Origin of the sequence: Pseudoalteromonas sp. SMS1, assembly GCF_021530565.1 — a bacterium.
Taxonomy (GTDB): Bacteria; Pseudomonadota; Gammaproteobacteria; order Enterobacterales; family Alteromonadaceae; genus Pseudoalteromonas.
Window position 1 is genome coordinate 1 of record NZ_JAKGBI010000017.1, and the last position, 17,949, is coordinate 17,949.

Annotated in this window: 19 protein-coding genes; 17 read left to right on the forward strand and 2 right to left on the reverse strand. The window is 46.3% G+C overall.

What is annotated here, in order from left to right; all coding sequences use genetic code 11:
• The 11 genes from L1286_RS17220 to L1286_RS17270 all read left to right on the forward strand — a co-directional run.
• Window positions 1-103: hypothetical protein (locus L1286_RS17220; protein ID WP_235408375.1), on the forward strand; the 103-nt coding region annotated here is incomplete at its 5' end.
• Window positions 104-366: 263 nt separating this feature from the next.
• Complete coding sequence (locus tag L1286_RS17225; protein WP_235408283.1) at window positions 367-999, forward strand: glycoside hydrolase family 19 protein; 633 nt, start codon at window positions 367-369, stop codon at window positions 997-999.
• A gap of 9 nt (window positions 1,000-1,008) precedes the next feature.
• The gene (locus tag L1286_RS17230) at window positions 1,009-1,833 is read left to right on the forward strand and encodes a lamin tail domain-containing protein (RefSeq protein WP_235408284.1); all 825 of its coding nucleotides are present in this window, start codon (window positions 1,009-1,011) and stop codon (window positions 1,831-1,833) included.
• A 30-nt stretch (window positions 1,834-1,863) separates the two neighbouring features.
• Window positions 1,864-2,964 (forward strand): hypothetical protein, encoded by a 1,101-nt coding sequence (locus L1286_RS17235; protein ID WP_235408285.1) that lies wholly within the window; start codon window positions 1,864-1,866, stop codon window positions 2,962-2,964.
• A 106-nt stretch (window positions 2,965-3,070) separates the two neighbouring features.
• Window positions 3,071-4,054 (forward strand): hypothetical protein, encoded by a 984-nt coding sequence (locus L1286_RS17240; RefSeq protein ID WP_235408286.1) that lies wholly within the window; start codon window positions 3,071-3,073, stop codon window positions 4,052-4,054.
• Window position 4,055: 1 nt separating this feature from the next.
• Window positions 4,056-4,496 (forward strand): hypothetical protein, encoded by a 441-nt coding sequence (locus L1286_RS17245; protein ID WP_235408287.1) that lies wholly within the window; start codon window positions 4,056-4,058, stop codon window positions 4,494-4,496.
• 10 nt (window positions 4,497-4,506) lie between these two features.
• Window positions 4,507-4,821 carry a hypothetical protein gene (locus tag L1286_RS17250; RefSeq protein WP_235408288.1) on the forward strand — a complete coding sequence of 105 codons (315 nt, stop codon included), beginning with the start codon at window positions 4,507-4,509 and terminating at the stop codon, window positions 4,819-4,821.
• Window positions 4,822-4,949: 128 nt separating this feature from the next.
• A complete protein-coding gene (locus L1286_RS17255) occupies window positions 4,950-6,200 on the forward strand; it encodes a hypothetical protein (protein ID WP_235408289.1) in 1,251 nt (416 codons plus the stop codon).
• Between the two features lie 59 nt (window positions 6,201-6,259).
• A complete protein-coding gene (locus L1286_RS17260; protein WP_235408290.1) occupies window positions 6,260-6,970 on the forward strand; it encodes a hypothetical protein in 711 nt (236 codons plus the stop codon).
• Between the two features lie 80 nt (window positions 6,971-7,050).
• Window positions 7,051-8,277, forward strand: a complete 1,227-nt coding sequence (locus L1286_RS17265) for a hypothetical protein (protein WP_235408291.1) — start codon at window positions 7,051-7,053, stop codon at window positions 8,275-8,277.
• Window positions 8,278-8,406: 129 nt separating this feature from the next.
• Window positions 8,407-8,946 (forward strand): GNAT family N-acetyltransferase, encoded by a 540-nt coding sequence (locus tag L1286_RS17270; RefSeq protein WP_235408292.1) that lies wholly within the window; start codon window positions 8,407-8,409, stop codon window positions 8,944-8,946.
• An 8-nt stretch (window positions 8,947-8,954) separates the two neighbouring features.
• On the opposite strand, the gene L1286_RS17275 is transcribed toward L1286_RS17270, so the two are convergent.
• Window positions 8,955-9,608, reverse strand: coding sequence for an XRE family transcriptional regulator (locus L1286_RS17275; protein ID WP_235408293.1), 654 nt, complete (start codon window positions 9,606-9,608; stop codon window positions 8,955-8,957).
• 311 nt (window positions 9,609-9,919) lie between these two features.
• Here L1286_RS17275 and L1286_RS17280 point away from each other — a divergent pair, with 311 nt between their 5' ends.
• From L1286_RS17280 to L1286_RS17295, 4 genes are all read left to right on the forward strand, one after another.
• Window positions 9,920-10,852 carry a class I SAM-dependent methyltransferase gene (locus L1286_RS17280; protein ID WP_235408294.1) on the forward strand — a complete coding sequence of 311 codons (933 nt, stop codon included), beginning with the start codon at window positions 9,920-9,922 and terminating at the stop codon, window positions 10,850-10,852.
• Window positions 10,853-11,002: 150 nt separating this feature from the next.
• Complete coding sequence (locus L1286_RS17285) at window positions 11,003-11,743, forward strand: substrate-binding periplasmic protein (protein ID WP_235408295.1); 741 nt, start codon at window positions 11,003-11,005, stop codon at window positions 11,741-11,743.
• Window positions 11,744-11,961: 218 nt separating this feature from the next.
• Window positions 11,962-12,273, forward strand: a complete 312-nt coding sequence (locus tag L1286_RS17290; protein ID WP_235408296.1) for a hypothetical protein — start codon at window positions 11,962-11,964, stop codon at window positions 12,271-12,273.
• A gap of 232 nt (window positions 12,274-12,505) precedes the next feature.
• Complete coding sequence (locus L1286_RS17295; RefSeq protein ID WP_235408297.1) at window positions 12,506-14,122, forward strand: glycosyl hydrolase family 18 protein; 1,617 nt, start codon at window positions 12,506-12,508, stop codon at window positions 14,120-14,122.
• Between the two features lie 55 nt (window positions 14,123-14,177).
• Here L1286_RS17295 and L1286_RS17300 read toward each other — a convergent pair whose 3' ends face one another.
• The gene (locus L1286_RS17300) at window positions 14,178-15,494 is read right to left on the reverse strand and encodes a trypsin-like serine protease (RefSeq protein ID WP_235408298.1); all 1,317 of its coding nucleotides are present in this window, start codon (window positions 15,492-15,494) and stop codon (window positions 14,178-14,180) included.
• 446 nt (window positions 15,495-15,940) lie between these two features.
• Here L1286_RS17300 and L1286_RS17305 point away from each other — a divergent pair, with 446 nt between their 5' ends.
• Window positions 15,941-16,909, forward strand: coding sequence for a GlxA family transcriptional regulator (locus L1286_RS17305; RefSeq protein WP_235408299.1), 969 nt, complete (start codon window positions 15,941-15,943; stop codon window positions 16,907-16,909).
• Entirely contained in the window at window positions 16,906-17,874 is a 969-nt protein-coding gene (locus tag L1286_RS17310; RefSeq protein WP_235408300.1) for a DJ-1/PfpI family protein, read from the forward strand. The genes L1286_RS17305 and L1286_RS17310 overlap by 4 nt, the downstream gene beginning before the upstream one ends.
• Window positions 17,875-17,949: the final 75 nt, after the last annotated feature.

Below are 17,949 nucleotides of genomic sequence, written 5' to 3' on the forward strand. Positions count from 1 at the left end.
AGAGCTAATCTGCCCAATCGCGATGGACGAAGGTCTACGTTTCGCTATCCGTGAAGGTGGCCGTACAGTTGGTGCTGGTGTTGTAGCATCAATCATCGAGTAATAGTTACACGTTAGCTAATTCGATAATACGAATATTAAAAAGCCGCTCATTGAGCGGCTTTTTTTATGCCCTATGGAAACATCGACACGACGAGCAGACGCTGGGTGTATGAGCACACATTTGCATCCACGATGTTGAATTCAAGATAAGATCCATACACCTCTACTTTTCACACTTTTCCCCGTATCTCTACTACTTTTGCCTCAGTGGGGCGTGTATCTATTTGTCATGATAGGGCTCATCCATAATAAAGAGAGCAAATCATGGCTACATCACTGACGCTAGAGTTGTTGGCTGAAATAGTGCCACAAGCAAACCCTGAACACATTGAAAAATATTTAACGGCTTTGAATGAGGTTTTACCTCAATTTGAAATAAATACACCACTGCGGGTCGCACATTTTTTGGCTCAAATTGCCCATGAAAGCGGCTATTTTAGGTGTAGTAGTGAAAATTTAAACTACAGCCAAAAAGCACTCAGAGCCGTGTTTGGTAAATATTTTCCTGATGATGCGAGTGCGGAAGCCTATGCTCGCCAGCCAGAAAAAATTGCCAACCGTGTCTATGCCGATCGTATGGGTAATGGCGATGAAGCTTCAGGCGATGGCTGGAAGTATCGCGGCAGAGGGCTAATTCAGTTAACGGGTAAAGACAATTATGTACGGTGTGGTAAAGCGCTCGGCTTAGACTTGATCAGCGACCCGGAGGTGGTGAGTGCAGATGCGAAGGTGGCGATTCAAAGTGCTTGTCACTATTGGCAAAGTTGTGACCTCAATGGTTGGGCTGATAAAGATGAATTGGTCACCATCACGAAACGCATTAATGGGGGCACACATGGTCTAGATGACCGTGCAGCCCTCCTCAATCGTGCCAAGCAATTTTTAGAGATCGCATAAGGAAAGCACATGGACGCAATTAGTAAACTGTCTCTCGTAGAATTAAGCAGCCACTTCAAGGCATTAAAAGGCGCAGAAGTATGTTGGCCTCGCATTGAAAAAATGATCTCGGACACTGCGAATAGTTGGCAGCAAAGCGGTAAGGCGCCGAACGAGTTATCCGTGATGCACATTTGGTGGCACACTTGTTTTGAACTGCTGGCATCACACCAAGTGCAGATCACGGCAATAAATTATGAAGACGAGTACGTTGAGATTAATAATATTGGCCCTGCGATTATTGATCTCAGCGGCTGGAAAATTGATGCGGGGGATGAACACCAAACTTTTACATTTGCAAAAGATACCTTGATTTACCCTCATGAGACATTACGCATTGATACCTATCCTGGTAGTGCATTGAGCTTTAACAGTAAACGACCAATTTGGAATAACAAAGGGGACATCGGTAGCCTATATGACCGTGATGGGGCGCTCATCAGTCAATGGGTTTACGGCTGCGCTGCGCATCAACACCTTGAATTAAGCCAAGTCAACTTCGACGGTTTAGAAGCGAAGAAAGAAGGGGATGAGTTTGTCGAGATCACCAATGTCAGTCACTCAATCGCGGATATTTCCCTATGGCAAATTCGTGGCAATAAAGGGCAATGCTTTGAGTTTCCATCCGGGTCCACGATTAAGCCCCAAGGGGTCGTGCGTGTTTATACCAATCAATATCATCCAAGCACGGGCGGGTATAATTTTGAGAGCCAGCGTGCATTGTGGTCAAACGAGGGGGGCGAAGCCGCACTCTATGACAACCAAAATGGCTGTATTAGCGAATACCACTGGTGAAAAGAAGGGGGCATAGCCCCCAGTAAACTGATGATAAATAAAAAACAATCTAATTCAATCGAGGTATCTGCTGACATTGCACAGGTCATTCAAGAAGGGCAGCAGCTGGTATCGTATATGGCCAAACATGGGCAAGTTAGTTTAGATCCCGCATTGGCTGAAGTCATGATCAATGCGAAGTATAAACTTCAGAAAAAACAATGGAGTGCCCAAGATGAAGCCGATGTATTACACAGCTACGATCAGCTTGCTCAGGCTGTTGCACCGGTGTCGATGGAAAGTATTCAAGCAATTTCACGACAAGCGGCTGACAAACCAAGCCGAGCCGAGCGTGCCGTTGCCTGGTACAGACGCTATACCTTGGTGGCGTTACTGTGTCTGCTATTTGTTCAAGTTTACTATTTGTTTGGTCACGCATTGGCGCATGATCTCAAGGCTCTGTATGAAAGTCGTAATGAATGGCAAATAAAAGTTGCCAAAACCACGCCAGAGAGCACTGACTATGTGCAAATACAGCAAAGTTATGAAGAGGTAGGGCAAAGACTTGACGCTAACTATAACTTACTCAAAGTTTGGAATCGTGTGTGGTTATTTGGATTGACATTCAATAGCGATATTCCGCCATATAGTCAGGAAAAGCTAGATGTTGAACAACGGCGCTTACAGCGAGAGCAGGCCAATGTCAGCGAATTGGATAACTTGCAACTCGCCGAAACTCGGCTCAAAGCACGTTTACAACTTTTTGAAAATATGTTGTTTGCTGAGTCTGTTTTAGAGGTACTTCAAGGGTATGTTTTACCCTTGTTGTATGGGTTATTAGGGGCGTTTATCTTTGTGCTTAGAGACTTATTAAAAGAAATAAAAGCCATCACCTTCACCACAGACAGCGAGATCCGATATCGTTTAAGGCTAACGCTCGGCGCGCTCGGCGGTATGATCATTGGTTGGTTTTTGAATCCTCAGGAATTGTCCGGATTAGCATCTCTTTCGCCGATGGCACTGGCTTTTCTAATGGGTTACAACGTTGATGTGTTGTTTGCAATGATGGATCAAATAATCGATAAATTGCGCGATGCACTGGCAAATAATGCAACAACACACGCGCAATCTGAGCGTCATAAATCTGAGTGAATTGACGGAAATATTGAGTAATTTCCACGATAACCTCATTAAATATGCCGATTATCTTCAAGTTTGTTTACGTATTTTAGGCATATCATTTTCATAGGAGATCATCATGGAAGTCCAGCAGGAAACTGTTATCGACCCTCAACAAGCTGAGCATGAATTTGCGGCTATTTTGGCGCAGAGCAAAGCAATGGCAGAGTTTTCATTTCATAAAGGAATCAAGGTGCCTGAATCGATTATGGTCAAACTCGACGCAATGACCACGACAAGTAAACGTAACCTAGAAGTCAGGGCGCTCACTCAAGTGCATAACAGACTGACCGAATTGGTTGCGCCGGCAAAGCCGGAAACGATTTGGTTAATGTCGGAAGAAACAAAAAAGGGCAGCTGGTTGCTATTTTTAGGCAGAGTCCCATTGATCCGCAAGATGATGGTGGTCGCCATTATGTCCTTGGTCGTGCTGATCGCGCTGAGCTTATCAAGTTATATAAATAACGAGAATATGGTTGCCAGCATGTTTGATATGGAAGGCACGCGTTTACTCTATGTCCAGGCGATCTTACTGGCTTCTGCCGCCATTGGGGCATCTTTTGCAGCGTTATTTAAAGCCAATAGCTATGTTACCGCGGGGGTCTACGACCCCAAATACGAAAGCTCTTACTGGGTACGTTTTGTGGTGGGCTTAATCGCTGGCATCATTTTAACGCAGCTTATTCCGGTGAATTTAGATGCGGTAGCCAGTGCCGCGAGCAGTGAAACCGGGGGGGCGCCGGTGAGTCATGCCGCACTTAGGATCACCATGGCCTTGGTGGGAGGGTTTTCTGCGAATTTGGTGTATAAAATCCTCGATCGTATTGTTGAAACGGTGCAATCCTTTATTTCTCCAAGCATCCCCGAAGACCCACAAGTGTTAAAGCAAAATCTTGAAAACCAATTTCGCAAACAAGAACTAGACCAAATTACAGTGTGGAGTCAGGGGATTGTTGCGATACAGAGTAAGCTGGCTTTGGAACCGAATATGCCGGTGTCGAAAATTCAACAAATGCTTGCTGATTATCTAAAAGAAGTCATGAATGCACATGAGGAGAAATGAGATGATCAAATCATGGTTTAAACTGGTGGTCATTTTTGCGACTTTGCTGATTTTAAGCTCGCAAGTTGGATGTTCGTTGCATTTAATATCAGAGTATGACCGTGCGTCACAGCGCAATATGCTCAGCTTGATGAAAAAGATTGATGGTTTTTATTTACATATGGCCAATGTGGCGCCTGCTAAACGCCAGTTTGCTCACTACCTCAGTGGGTACACCAATATTGAAGTAGAAATCAATGCCTTATTGCAGCGACAAAAGGTACGAGAACTGAATGAGCTCACCGTCAAGCAAGTCGAGATTTTACTGGCGTTATGGCAGCAAGGTAGAGGTGCCCACAAAAGCAAAGACAGCATTTCGGACTTCATTATTAAACGTCGCCGGTCCGAATATCAACGGGTGATGCTGGCCATGATCCGAGGCGAAGAAAGCAAAGCACAATAGGAGAAAAAGGATGGAGTTTAACATTGCAAAAACACTGCAAGATGTCAGTGGACAGGTAATGAGTGATATGGGAGAAGCAGGCAGTTCATTTGCTGGGGAGCTCGGTAAGGCCTTCGCAGAAAAAGAGCAAAGCTTAGCGGAACTCAGTAACGCCTACTTGCAGGGGGAACTGGATGAAGATGACTTGAAGTTTGAGCTGGCGCGAGAGCAAAAAGTCATAGAAGCACAGCTTATAACACTCGAAATTGCCGCTAAGGCGGCGATACAAAAGGCGGTTAACAGTGTGATGGAAGGACTTACAAGCACTTTAAAGGGCGCATTATAACGTTCCCATTTTTGTCAAAAGGTGCAAGGATGCACCTTCTTTTTTTAGCCCTCAATTATCGTCAAATCGGCCGATTCGCCTTATTTAAATACCGTTAAGCTCATTCTATTTACTCATGGAGAATGGTAATGAGCAAAGCGAAAAAACGCATTCGTTGGCGGCGGGTACGTATTCTAAAGCCATACAATTATTACTTTCATGCGGGCACGAAAGCACATCTTGGCCAAACGGTCGTTGCCCAGCCAATTAATTCGGCATGTGTGGCAGATACAGGCGCCGAACCAGCACGCCACGTAGACAGTTACGCTGCAGTTGCACCAGCGTCGGCGCCGGCGTGCCCTCAAGGCGAGAATGAAACAACCATTGAGGCACGGTTGGGTACACATGTCGAAGAGATCGCCAGCGAAGCTCCAGAGGAATCTCCATTGGCAGTGTTTGAACCGGGACAGAACCCTTATGTCTTTTACCTTCAGCAAGTACCTGTCATGTTGACCAGCTTGCCACAAGAGGTCGCAGTCCCAGTGGAGTCGAGCAAGGAGCCGATCGTTGAACTTGAGCCGATTGAACGCACTGCCGCTGTGCTGACGGCGCAACCGTGTGAAGAGCCGCAGCTTGATGAAGCGCCGCAGTTGTTTTGGTCAATACCTAAATGGGCGAGGGCGCAGAGCAAGTCTCAACGACAAGGCGTGAAGTCGCCTCATGTGATGGACTTGCCTGTACGGTTTGGCGGAAATGTGATGCGTCAGCATTATCATAGTGAGTTTGTGGAGGCGATTGACAATCAACTCCGCCCACATACCTGCCATTTAATGACTTTGAGCGCACTGCTTCATACACCTCACACGTTATCTACATGGCTTACACAGTTGCCCTTTACGCATCTTTGCCGGCTTCTCACTGGTTTGGGAGAGCAAAATTCGGAGAATACTTCATTGGCACACCTATTGTCTGATGTGTTAAGTCGCGAAGCCAACAGCGTATTGAATGAGGCGCAACTTGCGGCGCAGTTACTGACATATATGAAAGATGTGGTGCAACATGATTTTCACGGTACTGCGGAGCAGTTCATAAACTTGTTGCTGACACAGTGCAGCATGACGAGTTGGATTTTACTTCGCCAGAATACAATGCCCTTACTGTGTGAACCCATGTCGAGTTTGGTCATGTCTGCGCCATGGTCGGTATCGGCACACCTTGATCATCTTGTCGCGTGGGAAAAACCCATTGAGGTTATTATGTTCACTTTGCCAGAGGGGATCGGTAAGTGTCTTAGTGCACATAGCCAAATGTTGGAAAAGCAATGGCAGCCGTATTTAACCATGTCGCTTTTAGAGTTCATGTATTCACAGCAGTCTTTGCCACGATCCCCCAATTTTTAGCACTCCGTTGTGAATAGGATAGAGACATCAACATAACCACAACTACGGAGCAGAATGGTATGACCAACCTGGTATTTCGTTCAGGCATTGCAAGTGATGGGCGCAAGATTGCGCTGATATCGGATCAACTGGATGTCGAGGAAAAGTTCGATAACGGTTACAAAATCGCATACAAAGATAAAGATGGCAAAGATACGCCTGAACTCTTAGCTAAATGGAAAGAGGCGTTTACGGTGCACTCTAGAGAGTTTGCCATGTTGCCTTGTGGCGACTCGGTGCCGGCCACGATACAGCAGGGTTTTAACACCATGGTGTCTAGCTTACTCAAAGGGATAGATATCCTATTTTGTGATTACAATTTAGGTATTGAAGGCGACTTACCTATGTGTAATGACATTATGGATATGCATCGCTCAACGGATTTTGTGTTGTTTTCTTGCGACTCTTTGGTTGGAGGCGATCCAAAGGTACAGCCTCATACGGTGGCATACAGTGCGCCGAGATATGAACAGGGACAGCAAATTGCCCAGCAGCACCGAATTTACTGCAAAACAGAAGCGTCCGCTTTTTGTCAGGCGATCAACGCCATTGTTACGCAACGTGCGAAAGACAATATGAATGGGGGCCACATCAGAGACGATATTGATAGCTACATTGGTGAACCACCAATAGACAAGGAAGCAGCAGACCAAATATTGAATCGATTTGTAGAAACGCTTCATAGCGAAGGCAATCCCCCCCCCGCGCTGACTCACCAAGATGCAGAATGATGAGTGAGTATTAATGCCCTTACTCGGTCTTGTTAGCGCAAGGTCGAAGGGGGCAGATTACAGGTAAAAGGAGTGCCTTTATGGATCCGTATTTCCATTATTATGGTACCTATTTGGCTGCATTGACGATGGGCGTCAAGGCTGAAGCGGCGCAAGAGTTGGCCTATTACACACACCAAGCGGCATGCCAAACCGCAACCACGGTACCGTGCCCGTTATATTTTGAGGATTATCGATTGAGCCCCGTGCTCACCGCCGACACGCACAGCGAGTTCGGACAGCACTGCTGCAATTTAGCGTTTCAATCTTTGCCTGCGTTTAGCAATACCGAGGTCGCCGACGCGCAACTGTGCAGTGAGCATGCGGGGAACACTGTTGGCAAGCAGTGCGCTGGGTTAAAATCGTTCACACAAATTCAACAGCCTAACGGTGTATGTCAAGGTGATACAGTGACACGGTGTTACTACAACCCGCTCACGGATATCGATTGGCAACATGGTGGGGACTTTAAGCGTCATTTTAGCGAGCGGCTACAACAAAAAGCCTATCGAACTGCGACCGTGCCAAACCACAAAAACGGACCGTTGTTTGCTCAGACCGTTCATAGGTTAGACGAGCAGTCAAATTTATTGACCGCATCAATGAAGGCTGAGCAGTCAGAACTAGCAATGAAACTAGCTTGCACAGCAGACAGTGCATTTGCTAGAAAAATGCTCAATGATGTGATTTATAAATGCCATTATGACAATCAAATTCAAGGCATTTCATGGCCTTTGTTTGGCTGTCGCTTGTATGTGTATCAAAACACGTGGCAGCATGAAAAAGATACAGTTCAAGCGCAAGTGACGGCATTTATTGCCACTTGTTATGCAATACAAAGTTGGCTCAAACGTGTGCCACTTAAGCATTGTGGGTTTTGGGTGCAAGGCATGGTGCCGTCAGCCGTGATATCGGCGACAACGCAAATAGAGAGTCTGCTATATAGTGACCAAGACCATACACATGGTCACGGCCAGAGCGATGATTGGGCACGGTTGATTGCACATCATTTACCGCAAGGTTGTTCCCCAACCCTGTATGGCATTGCACTTCGCCCGACACATCTTTATGAGCACGCTTTAATTGCTGGGAAAGTAACGCACACCGAGATAATTACCGATCTTACTGGGTTTAAGCGCTCTGCTTGGTTCAAGTTTAACAAAGCCGCGCAATATCACTGCGATTGGTTGGCAAGGCAGTTTTGTCACTACGAACTCAGCGCCTTTAATACGCGCCAAACGTTGGGTAATTTAGATATGTGGCGATAGCCACGAGTACGCGTGTGATTTTCACAATAAGGAAAAGATGATGCGACTGTTAGATTTAATCATGATTGTGTGGCTAGTTTTATTGACGCTGTATGTACTGAATCCCAGTTTTCGTGCTCTGGTCAGTTTATGGCTGTAACGTCATCGCCATTGACGCGATTTGCTCAGGCGGGCGTCTCCAATGTGACGAGAGTTTACAGCATTTGGCCGTTATCTCTCTCAAAACTCACATTACAAGATGCCGCAAGTCTTATGCATCTTATGTCGTCACACACCTGCCAAAACTTGGGTATACCACGCATCGAGACACTGGCCCAAGCACATCGTTTTATCAACGGTGTCGGCACGCATGAGCAGCAGCGCTTTGCCATTCGGCATCAACAATTTGGACTGCTAGGGGGCGTGGCTTACAGCCGGTTATCAAAATCGAGCGTCAGTGATATTGCCGAAATCAATTATTGGCTTGCTGAGGCCTACCGTGGCCGAGGGGTGATGCACTGGGCGGTCAGTCATTTACTAGAACAGCTCAAGGCAGTTGGTGTTAGACGGGTTTTGGCCAATGTCTTGCATCACAATCTCGCTTCTCAAAGCTTGCTAAACCAGCTGGGTTTTACAGTGAGCAGTGAGTTAGAGCGTAACATCGTCAGCTATCAGCTGACGTTGACATAATACTGCACCTATAAACTGCGCCCACACCAAACTATGCGCCCGGCAACACCATGTTGTTCCGCATTGTCGGAGGTGATTTGCCAACTAGGGTACGCTTCGTTGTCACTGATCACTGCAATGTGATCCGATTTTTGATGTAATCGCTTCGCCATTAATCCATCCTGAGTTTGAATAATATAGACCCCGGACTTAGACAGTTGTTGTTGGCTCAAGTCAACAAGTACCATATCACCGTGTTGTAGCGTTGGCAGCATAGAATCTCCGCGTACTGACACAAATGCCAAGCGTTCACTGTGTACACCAAGCTGAGATTGCAACCAACGTTTGTTTAGCGCAAATTGCTCGGTGATGTCTTCAGCACCGTTGACGGCACCGAAGCCGGCACTCGCTTCTACATCTAATTTTGGTACCACGAGTAAATCATCTTGACTATGTTGGCGGTGTGGCTCTGAAGCTTGCACACCGGTAAGCAACCAATTTAGATCAATGGCAAACAAACTATAGAGGTGTTCTAAGTAAGTCATCGATGGTCTGCCAAGGCCCTGACAAATACGATAGATATGAGAAGGCGATTTCCCTGTAAGTTGCGCAAATTGACGTTTGTTCCCGCCAGCAAACTGCTCGACAAGGGTGATAAAACGACGGGAAAATGCAGTACTCATAAATTTACTCTCGGTTTCGAAAAAGACAAAGACGCAAGAGTACGCGGGCATGGCGGTGGTGTACAGTAAAAATCATGTAAGTGAATAATATTTAGCCATGAATTTATGAGGATGTGGAGTTTGCATGACACGCTTAGATACGCAGTGGGTTACACCAAGCAAATCAATGAATAACCAAAATAAGGTGACATTCCTATGGTGTAATATCCGTTGCACTCCCTTTATTTTTATTGCGCCAAATCCAAATCTCATTGGCTTTCGTATTTAGTTAAGTACAATTGCGCCAATCTACAATTAAATCGATGTCGATTATGCAATTTGACTTCTTGCCTGTGCAGCAGGTTTTTACTCAGTTATGTGCGCTTCCAAATGAAGCAACGCGTCTTTTCCATGGCCGAGGCCGCTGTTATCCTTCTTTAGAACACTTAACAATTGACTGGTTATCAGGTCAAATTATGTGTTCTGTGTTTAAAGAGCAAGACGAGCAATGGCTGGATGCGTTGCGAAACTGCCTGCATGATTTTATGCAAACATCACTTGGGCAAGCAGGGGTGAAGTGTGTGTTCATTCAGCATCGATACCGCATGGACAATCAAGTTGAAATTGTATATGGCGCACTTGAAACCCCCACAGTGATTGAGGAGAGTGGACTGCAATTTGAATTGTCATTGGGGAAAAAGCAAAACAGCGGGCTTTTTCTTGATATGCGCAATGGCCGCAATTGGGTGAAAGCGCAGAGTAAAGATAAAAAAGTCTTGAACCTTTTTGCCTACACATGTGGGTTTTCGGTTGCTGCTATTGCGGGTGGGGCGTTACAGGTAGTCAATTTGGATATGGCCAAAGCCGCACTTAAACAAGGGCGTCGAAATCACCAACTGAACCAACATAGTTTGGCAGCCATTTCATTTCTGGGGCATGACTTGTTTAAATCTTGGGGAAAATTGCGCAAGATGGGCCCATATGATTTGGTTATCATAGACCCGCCTACTTTTCAAAAAGGCAGTTTTGCATTGACCAAAGACTATCAACGGATCTTACGTCGCTTGCCCGAGTTACTCAGTGCAGAGGCTAAGGTGCTGGCATGCGTCAATGACCCCGCATTACAGAGTCAGTTTCTGATTGATGAAATGCACCGTGAGGCACCGTCGATGAAGTTTATCGAGCGTTTGGCAAACCCACCAGAGTTCACCGATGTGGACCCCGAAGGGGGGTTAAAGTGCTTGGTGTTTGAGAATCAAGCCTGAGAAAGCGCCTAAGTGATTGAATGCGCACTAGTGAGATATATAAATTAGCGACTACACTTAAGTAACAGTTAAATCTGACAGTAGGTGCCAGTGCGCATACTTTGGTTCGCTTGTCTCATTGTACTCGTAAATTGTAGGCAAGTATTTGCATTGCAATCTTCAGCAACGCCCGCGACACCACCTTGTAGTCTACATGCCAAAGTGGGTGTGGTTGCAGGGTGGCCCCCTTTGACCAGCGTCAATGAGGCAGGCATTGCACAAGGGCTTGATATTGATATCGCGAGATTGGTGTTTGAGCATGCCAACATGTGTATTGAGTTTGTGCGCTTGCCTTCTGCGGCTCGCAGCTTCGCGCAGCTCACCAAGGGCGTGGTAGATGTGGTTTTGATGGTCAGCTATACCTTCAAGCGCAAACAGTGGGGTTACTTTTCAATCCCCTATCGCAAAGAGCGCATGCGACTCTTTTCTTTAAACCAGCAATCGCAACCAGTGCTATCACTTATGTCACTACTGAGCGGTGGCGCGACGGTGGGTCTTAGCATTGGTTCTTATTATGGCGAAGAAGTGAAAATACTCGCGCGCAATGACCGTTTCACGGGACAGTTCATCGGGATTTCTACCATTCAAAGGCGTATCGAACTACTGAATAAACAACGCGTCAACTTTATTATTGAAGATGAGATCATCGGCAACTATTTAAGCCTGAGGTTAAGCGAAAGACCAATTTACAGGTGGGCGTATCCGATTCATGATAATGACGTACACTTTTTACTGCGAAAAGAAAAGTTTGATGAATTACACAGACAGCGTATCAACCATGCCATCACGGCTTTAAAACCCCATATTACGTCAATGGTTGAACGGTATCGTCAACTCAAACAACCCAATTAGAGCGCGTTTATAGTGCGTAAAATTCTACATGGCTGGGCTGTTGATCCCCGAGAATGCCTGTATCGGTCATAAGTTCGACTGAGCATTCGCCGTGTGCGTACGTACACTATGTCACCATGAACGGTGCTAATTCTGAATGGCGTGGTGTGTTGATTACGCACTTGTTGAACAGCTGTCACAGACTTAGTAAGGAGGTTGATTTCAAGGAGTACTTTGCCATGCGTAACCAGTTTTCAAAACTTTTTTATGATTTTGCGTTAGAATCTCTACATAACTATAAACGTGTGCGAAATGCCAAAGTCAATGCACGGATCCGTCAATTAGAGGTGGCCCAATCCCGCCATTCCATTGACTGGCTGCACGTGATTCTGCTTTTACCGTGCGTGTTGTTATTCTTTCCTCTCTTATCCCCATTTATTGTCGATGCATTTGCATTGTTAGAGCATTTACCGACTTGGTATCGATGGGTAATTGGGCTCATGGTATTGGCAAACTTTGGGCTTAAATTATCTGAAAAATATCGTATTTGACGTGATTTTTCAGCACGATGAATCTACCTGGTTGGTCAGAGCATGTCGGCTTTAGACTATTCTTCTCAGGCGACCTGCCGCCTAACTTTATAATCTTTCATGTTGATTAGTGCTAATTGGGATGGGTGATTTTTATACAGTTTGTTAGTCTGTCGATGGATGGGTTTACATTTGGATAACAGCTAGCCAAAACCCATCGCCCTTCGCTAGCTAACAACATGGATATAAAGGTATGAAAAAAACATATTTCGCAGTATTTACTGCATTGAGTGCGATGAGCGCACCGACCATTGCCGCAGATTGTGCTGCACTGGATCAGTGGCAGTCGAGTCAAGTATACACAGGGGGCATGGCTGTTCAGCATGATGCTTTCAAATATACGGCTAAATGGTGGACGTTAAATCAAGATCCGGCGCTCAATTCTGACCCGAGCAATGTGTGGCGCAATGAGGGCCGCTGTGATCCCATTGGCACGCCATTGCCTACTATCAGTTTAGATGCCCCGATGGCGCAAAGTCGTCATGTGCTCTCATCGCCAGTCGCATTTCGTGCGACAGCATCACACCCAGGTAATGTTGCCATTCAACACGTCGAATTTAAAGTTGATGGTACTGTCATTGCGACGGATAACACTGCACCTTATGAAACCACTTGGTTTGCTGCGGGGTTGGGTGAACATTTAATTGAGGCCGAAGTGGTGGATGAAACAGGTGGACGCGCGAGCACCGGCGTTCGCTCGATCTCTGTTGTGGTCGATGATATTTTAGTGCCACCCAGCGGGTTTAAAGTTGTGGGTTATTTTCCGAGCTGGCAAGGTCAAGTCGGGGACATTCAGTTTGATAAATTGACGCACATTAACTACTCGTTTTTATTGCCAAATGCAGATGGCTCTTTGCAACCATTGGAAAACCTCGCAAAAATGCAGCAGCTAATTACTGCTGCACAGGCTTCAGGTGTAAAAGTAGGGATAGCCGTTGGGGGCTGGAATGGCGGAGATGACAGCGCATTTGAAACATTTGCCAGTTCACCACAAGGGCGTGCCACCTTTATTCGCAATCTGATGGCGTTTGTAGAGCAGCATCAACTGGATGGTGTGGACATGGATTGGGAATACCCAGATCCGGGTGCCTCGGCCAACAATTATGCTTTGCTCATGAATGAGCTTAGCGTCGAGCTTAAGGCCAAAGGCAAATTCTTAACCGCGGCAGTCGTTGCACTTGGCTATACCGGTGGTGGTGTTTTGGAGTCCGTTTTTAATGATGTCGATTTCTTAAACTTAATGGCTTATGACGCCAATAATGGTGATCACGCGAACTATCAATATGCCGTAGATTCGATTGCATATTGGCAAGGTCGAGGATTGAGCAAAGAGAAAACAGTCCTAGGTGTGCCATTTTATTCTCGTCCAACATGGCAAGCCTATCGTACTTTAGTTGCGCAAGATACCGCGAATGCTTGCCATGATTCAGATGGCACATCTTACTACAATGGGCTGCCTACGATTCGAGCTAAAACGCAACTGGCCTTGGATACAGCGGGTGGCATAATGAATTGGGAGTTGTCTCACGATACATCTGGCCCCGCCTCATTGTTGACTGCCAAGTGGGAAGTCGTACAAGGGTTATCGCCCAGTTATCAGTGTGATGGCACAGGTGGCCCGACTGAACCGACATGTGCAAGTATGCAAGTAGATCCAAGCCAATATGTGGTTTACCCAGCTTTACCTAATGGCGATCACGCCGCAGCGGGTCAACGAGTGGGTTATCAACAGTCGGTGTATGAAGCAAAGTGGTGGACGCGGTCACAACCAGGGAGCGACCAGAGTTGGCAGTTAATTTGTCAGTTTTGAAGTAAATAAAGCCAGGCCGCAAATATGCGGCCTGGCTTTGATAATTGTATGAGGCTCACTTTGTACAAGTGGGGTCGGCACCAATTACTTTCCATGGGCCGTATAAACCTGACTCACTTGGTACATCGCCGCGAGTCCAATATTTAGCTTCATATTCTGTGCCGCGGTAAGTTACCCGGTCTGGGCGTGTATATACGGTATCTTTGTTCCAGGTACCGTTACACACATTCGCGCCATCAGTCGCGGTTGCAAACACGCGCGCGACGTAAGTCGTATTGCTGCCATCTACTTTGAAGGTCATACTCACTTGCGCGAGTCCTGTCCTTGCTGCGCTAAATTCGATACTGACTTTACAGCGCTTATTTTGCGTAAGCGTGCTGGCAGAACACGTATCTGAAGTCGTAACCAGTCCCTCTGTGACCCCTTGCGTTGCCAAATTAAGCTGAGTGAATGTAAAAGTTGGGCTACCCGTATTGGTAATTGTAAAGGTGTGCTTGACTCTGTCACCGATCACGAAGTCAGCGAGCGTTTCTTGCTCTTGATAGCCAACGCTGATAGGCACAGTGCCATTTTTGACGGAGGTTATCCATTCGCCTAACGCTGCAACATCAGCATAGACACCGTAATTATCAGGCCGCGCACAGCCAACTCCCCAGCTAACGATACCAAGTTGCACTGTTTGCCCACCGGACTGAATCACGATTGGGCCACCACTGTCACCACTACAAGAGTCTTTCTGACCTTGCGGGTAACCGGCACAGAACTCACTTGCACCCACGTTGCGGTAGTGACCACCAGATTGACGACATACCGCATCAGACACCAGTGGTACATCCACCTCGTAGAGGTTCGTTGGGCGCACCCCCCCTTCTTGTAAGCGGCCAAGACCGGCAACTGACAATAAGTCTCCCTCACGGGCATAATAATCGATAGAAGATTGAGCCAAAGTCACGCTCGTTCCAATCGTTGGGAGTCTTGATAGCTTCAGTACGGCGACATCATTCTGTAATGTCTGGCTATTATATTGCGGGTGAGCATGTACTTGCTCTACGCTAATACGGTCGCCATCGTTGCCAGCCAGAATAAAGCCAGCCACTTTTACATTCAAAGATTGCGCGGACTTGTTGCGCACACAGTGAGCCGCAGTTAACACATAGCCATCGCCAATGTAGCTACCACCACAAAATGCGGTTGTGCCATTGGCAGTCAAAATTTGGGTGTAAAATGGCCAATCAGCTGTGTTGGCTGGGTTACCACCGACGATGGCAGTGTCTAAGTCACCAAATGACATGGCGGATGTGCTGGCCAAAATACTTGATGCCAGCAGTGTGTGTCGCATAGCGCCTTTGAGAGAGTGTGTTGTTCCTTTCATGTTGTACCTTTTATGTTCACTTGTTAGAAAACCTAAAGATACATCCAAATGTTGCTAAATGTATAAATAATGTAACTGAAATAATTTCAATCGTTCCAGTGTTATTTTTTTAACTATATGAAAAGTATTGCTTTGGTCGGTTATGTAATAATTTTATCGAGAATTTTTGTAAAATTTCGTTTACTTTTCATTCTATTAGCTCTGTTGTGTTGACAGCTTCTCCCCACATTGGCAGTGGGCAATATGGTGATGACCTCATGTAAATTTGCCAAAACACCTTTCTTGCTCTTTCGCCTCACTGGGTTGTCTAAATCCTCAGCCACTTCTGCAAATAGTTCAAAGCTGTGTCGCCAGCAAGTATATTGGCAATGTCCTTTTTAGACACTTTAAAGTCCTTAAGGTCGCGAGGGTGATGGGCTATGCTGAAAAATATAAGGAGGAGTTTTATGCCACACACAGTTGGTTTTTTTATTTATGACGATTTTCAAACCGTTGATTTAGCAGGGCCATTAGACGCGTTCGCGGTAGCCAATGATTTATTGGCACCACAGCTGGCTTATCAGTTAACTACGTTGTCGGGGGACGCAACCGTTGTGCGGTCTGAAAGTGGATTGAGCACACTTGCTGATACCACCTTAGTCAATTGCGAACAGGTGGATACGCTTGTGATTGTTGGTGGACGCGGCTGCCAAGCGGTTATCTTGGATCAAGACCAAATGACCCAGCTGCAACGTTTAGCGAAGCGGAGTGAGCGCGTTGTCAGTATTTGCACCGGAGCATTTGTGGTTGCGGCCATGTGGCCCGAGCGTGCACTTAAGCTATCTACACATTGGGATTTTGCAGATAAGTTAGCGGCACAATTTCCTCATGTGGTCGTAGAATCAGAAAAGCTGTTTGTGCAAAGTGAAGAGGTTTACTCGTCAGGGGGGCTGACTGCGGGAATTGATTTGGCGCTGAGCTTAATTGCACAAGATTATGGCGCAACGCTGGCACAGCGAGTTGCACAATATATGGTGATGTATGTACGTCGAAGCGGTGATCAGCGGCAGTACTCCAGTTTACTCACCGTCCAGCAGACGTTGTCACAGCGTTTTCAGAACTCGATTGAATTTATCCAAAATAACATCGATAAACCCCTGTCTTTAGAAATGTTGGCCGATGAAGCCTCGCTCAGTCCTCGTCATTTTAGGCGGGTGTTTACCGAAAAGGTGGGGGTGTCTCCGATGCGTTTTGTACAGCGATTGCGGCTTGAAAAAGCCAAAGATCTATTGTGCAACTCAGAGTTGTCGATTGCGCATATTAGCCAATTGATTGGTTTTGGTTCCCCCTCTTTATTGACGCGCAAATTTACTCAGGAATATGGCGTGAACCCAACGCAATATCGCGATAATTTTACGATGGAGACGCAACAGTGAAAAAAATAATTATGTGGGTACTTTGTTTAAGTTGTATGCATGTCAAGGCGCATTCTACGGATGACAGTGCATTTCATGTGGGGATCTTATTGTTTGAAGGCGCACAAGCCATCGACTTTGTCGGGCCCACGGAGGTTTTTGGACAAGCTGGTTTTCGCATTACCACGCTTAGCAAAGAGGGCCAAGCTATCACCACTGCAATGGGGTTGCAGGTGACACCTCATCAAGCATTTACACCAAGTCTACAGCTAGATGCATTGTTAATCCCTGGGGGGAATATCAATGATCGTTTGCTCAATGATGTGCAAATAAATCAATGGATTAAGGCACAAAGTGATTCAGCTCAATATGTGATGTCGGTGTGTAACGGTGCCTTTATTCTGGCCAACACGGGGCTCTTGGATGGGTTGCAAGCGACAACGATTGAAAAGGCATTCAGCAGCTTTGAGCGGCACTATCCGAAAGTGATTTTGGCACGCGATAAAAAGTTTACCGACAATGGAAAAATACTCACGACTGCGGGGTTATCGTCTGGTATTGACGGCGCGCTGTCATTAGTGGCTAAAGTGCGTGGGCAACGGGTGGCACGTTCGGTTGCGGCAAAAATTGAGTACAACTGGCAACCCAATGGGGGCTATATACGGGGAAAAATGGCGGATCGAATCCTACCAGTATTCGATGGCTTACCGGACGAAGTGACGTTGCTATCTCGTACTTTCCATTATGGCAGTGAGCACTCCTGGTACACAGGTTATACCTTCGAAGTTGAATCACATAAGGGTGGGCTCCTAGCCACTTGGTTAACGCAACAAATGACGGGGGCCGGGTGGCAACAAGCGGGTGACAATCATGCTCTGGCTTGGTCACGCAAGGTAGACAATTCAGTATGGCTAGTGCATGTAAATTTAAAAACAATCAATGAAACACAATTGAGTGCGCACCTTTCTTTGACCCAACAATTCTAGCTTGGCGGGCGATATGCGCATTGCGTATATCGCTTCAGTGAAGTAGGCGACAACTACCAACTCCCGAGATTTACC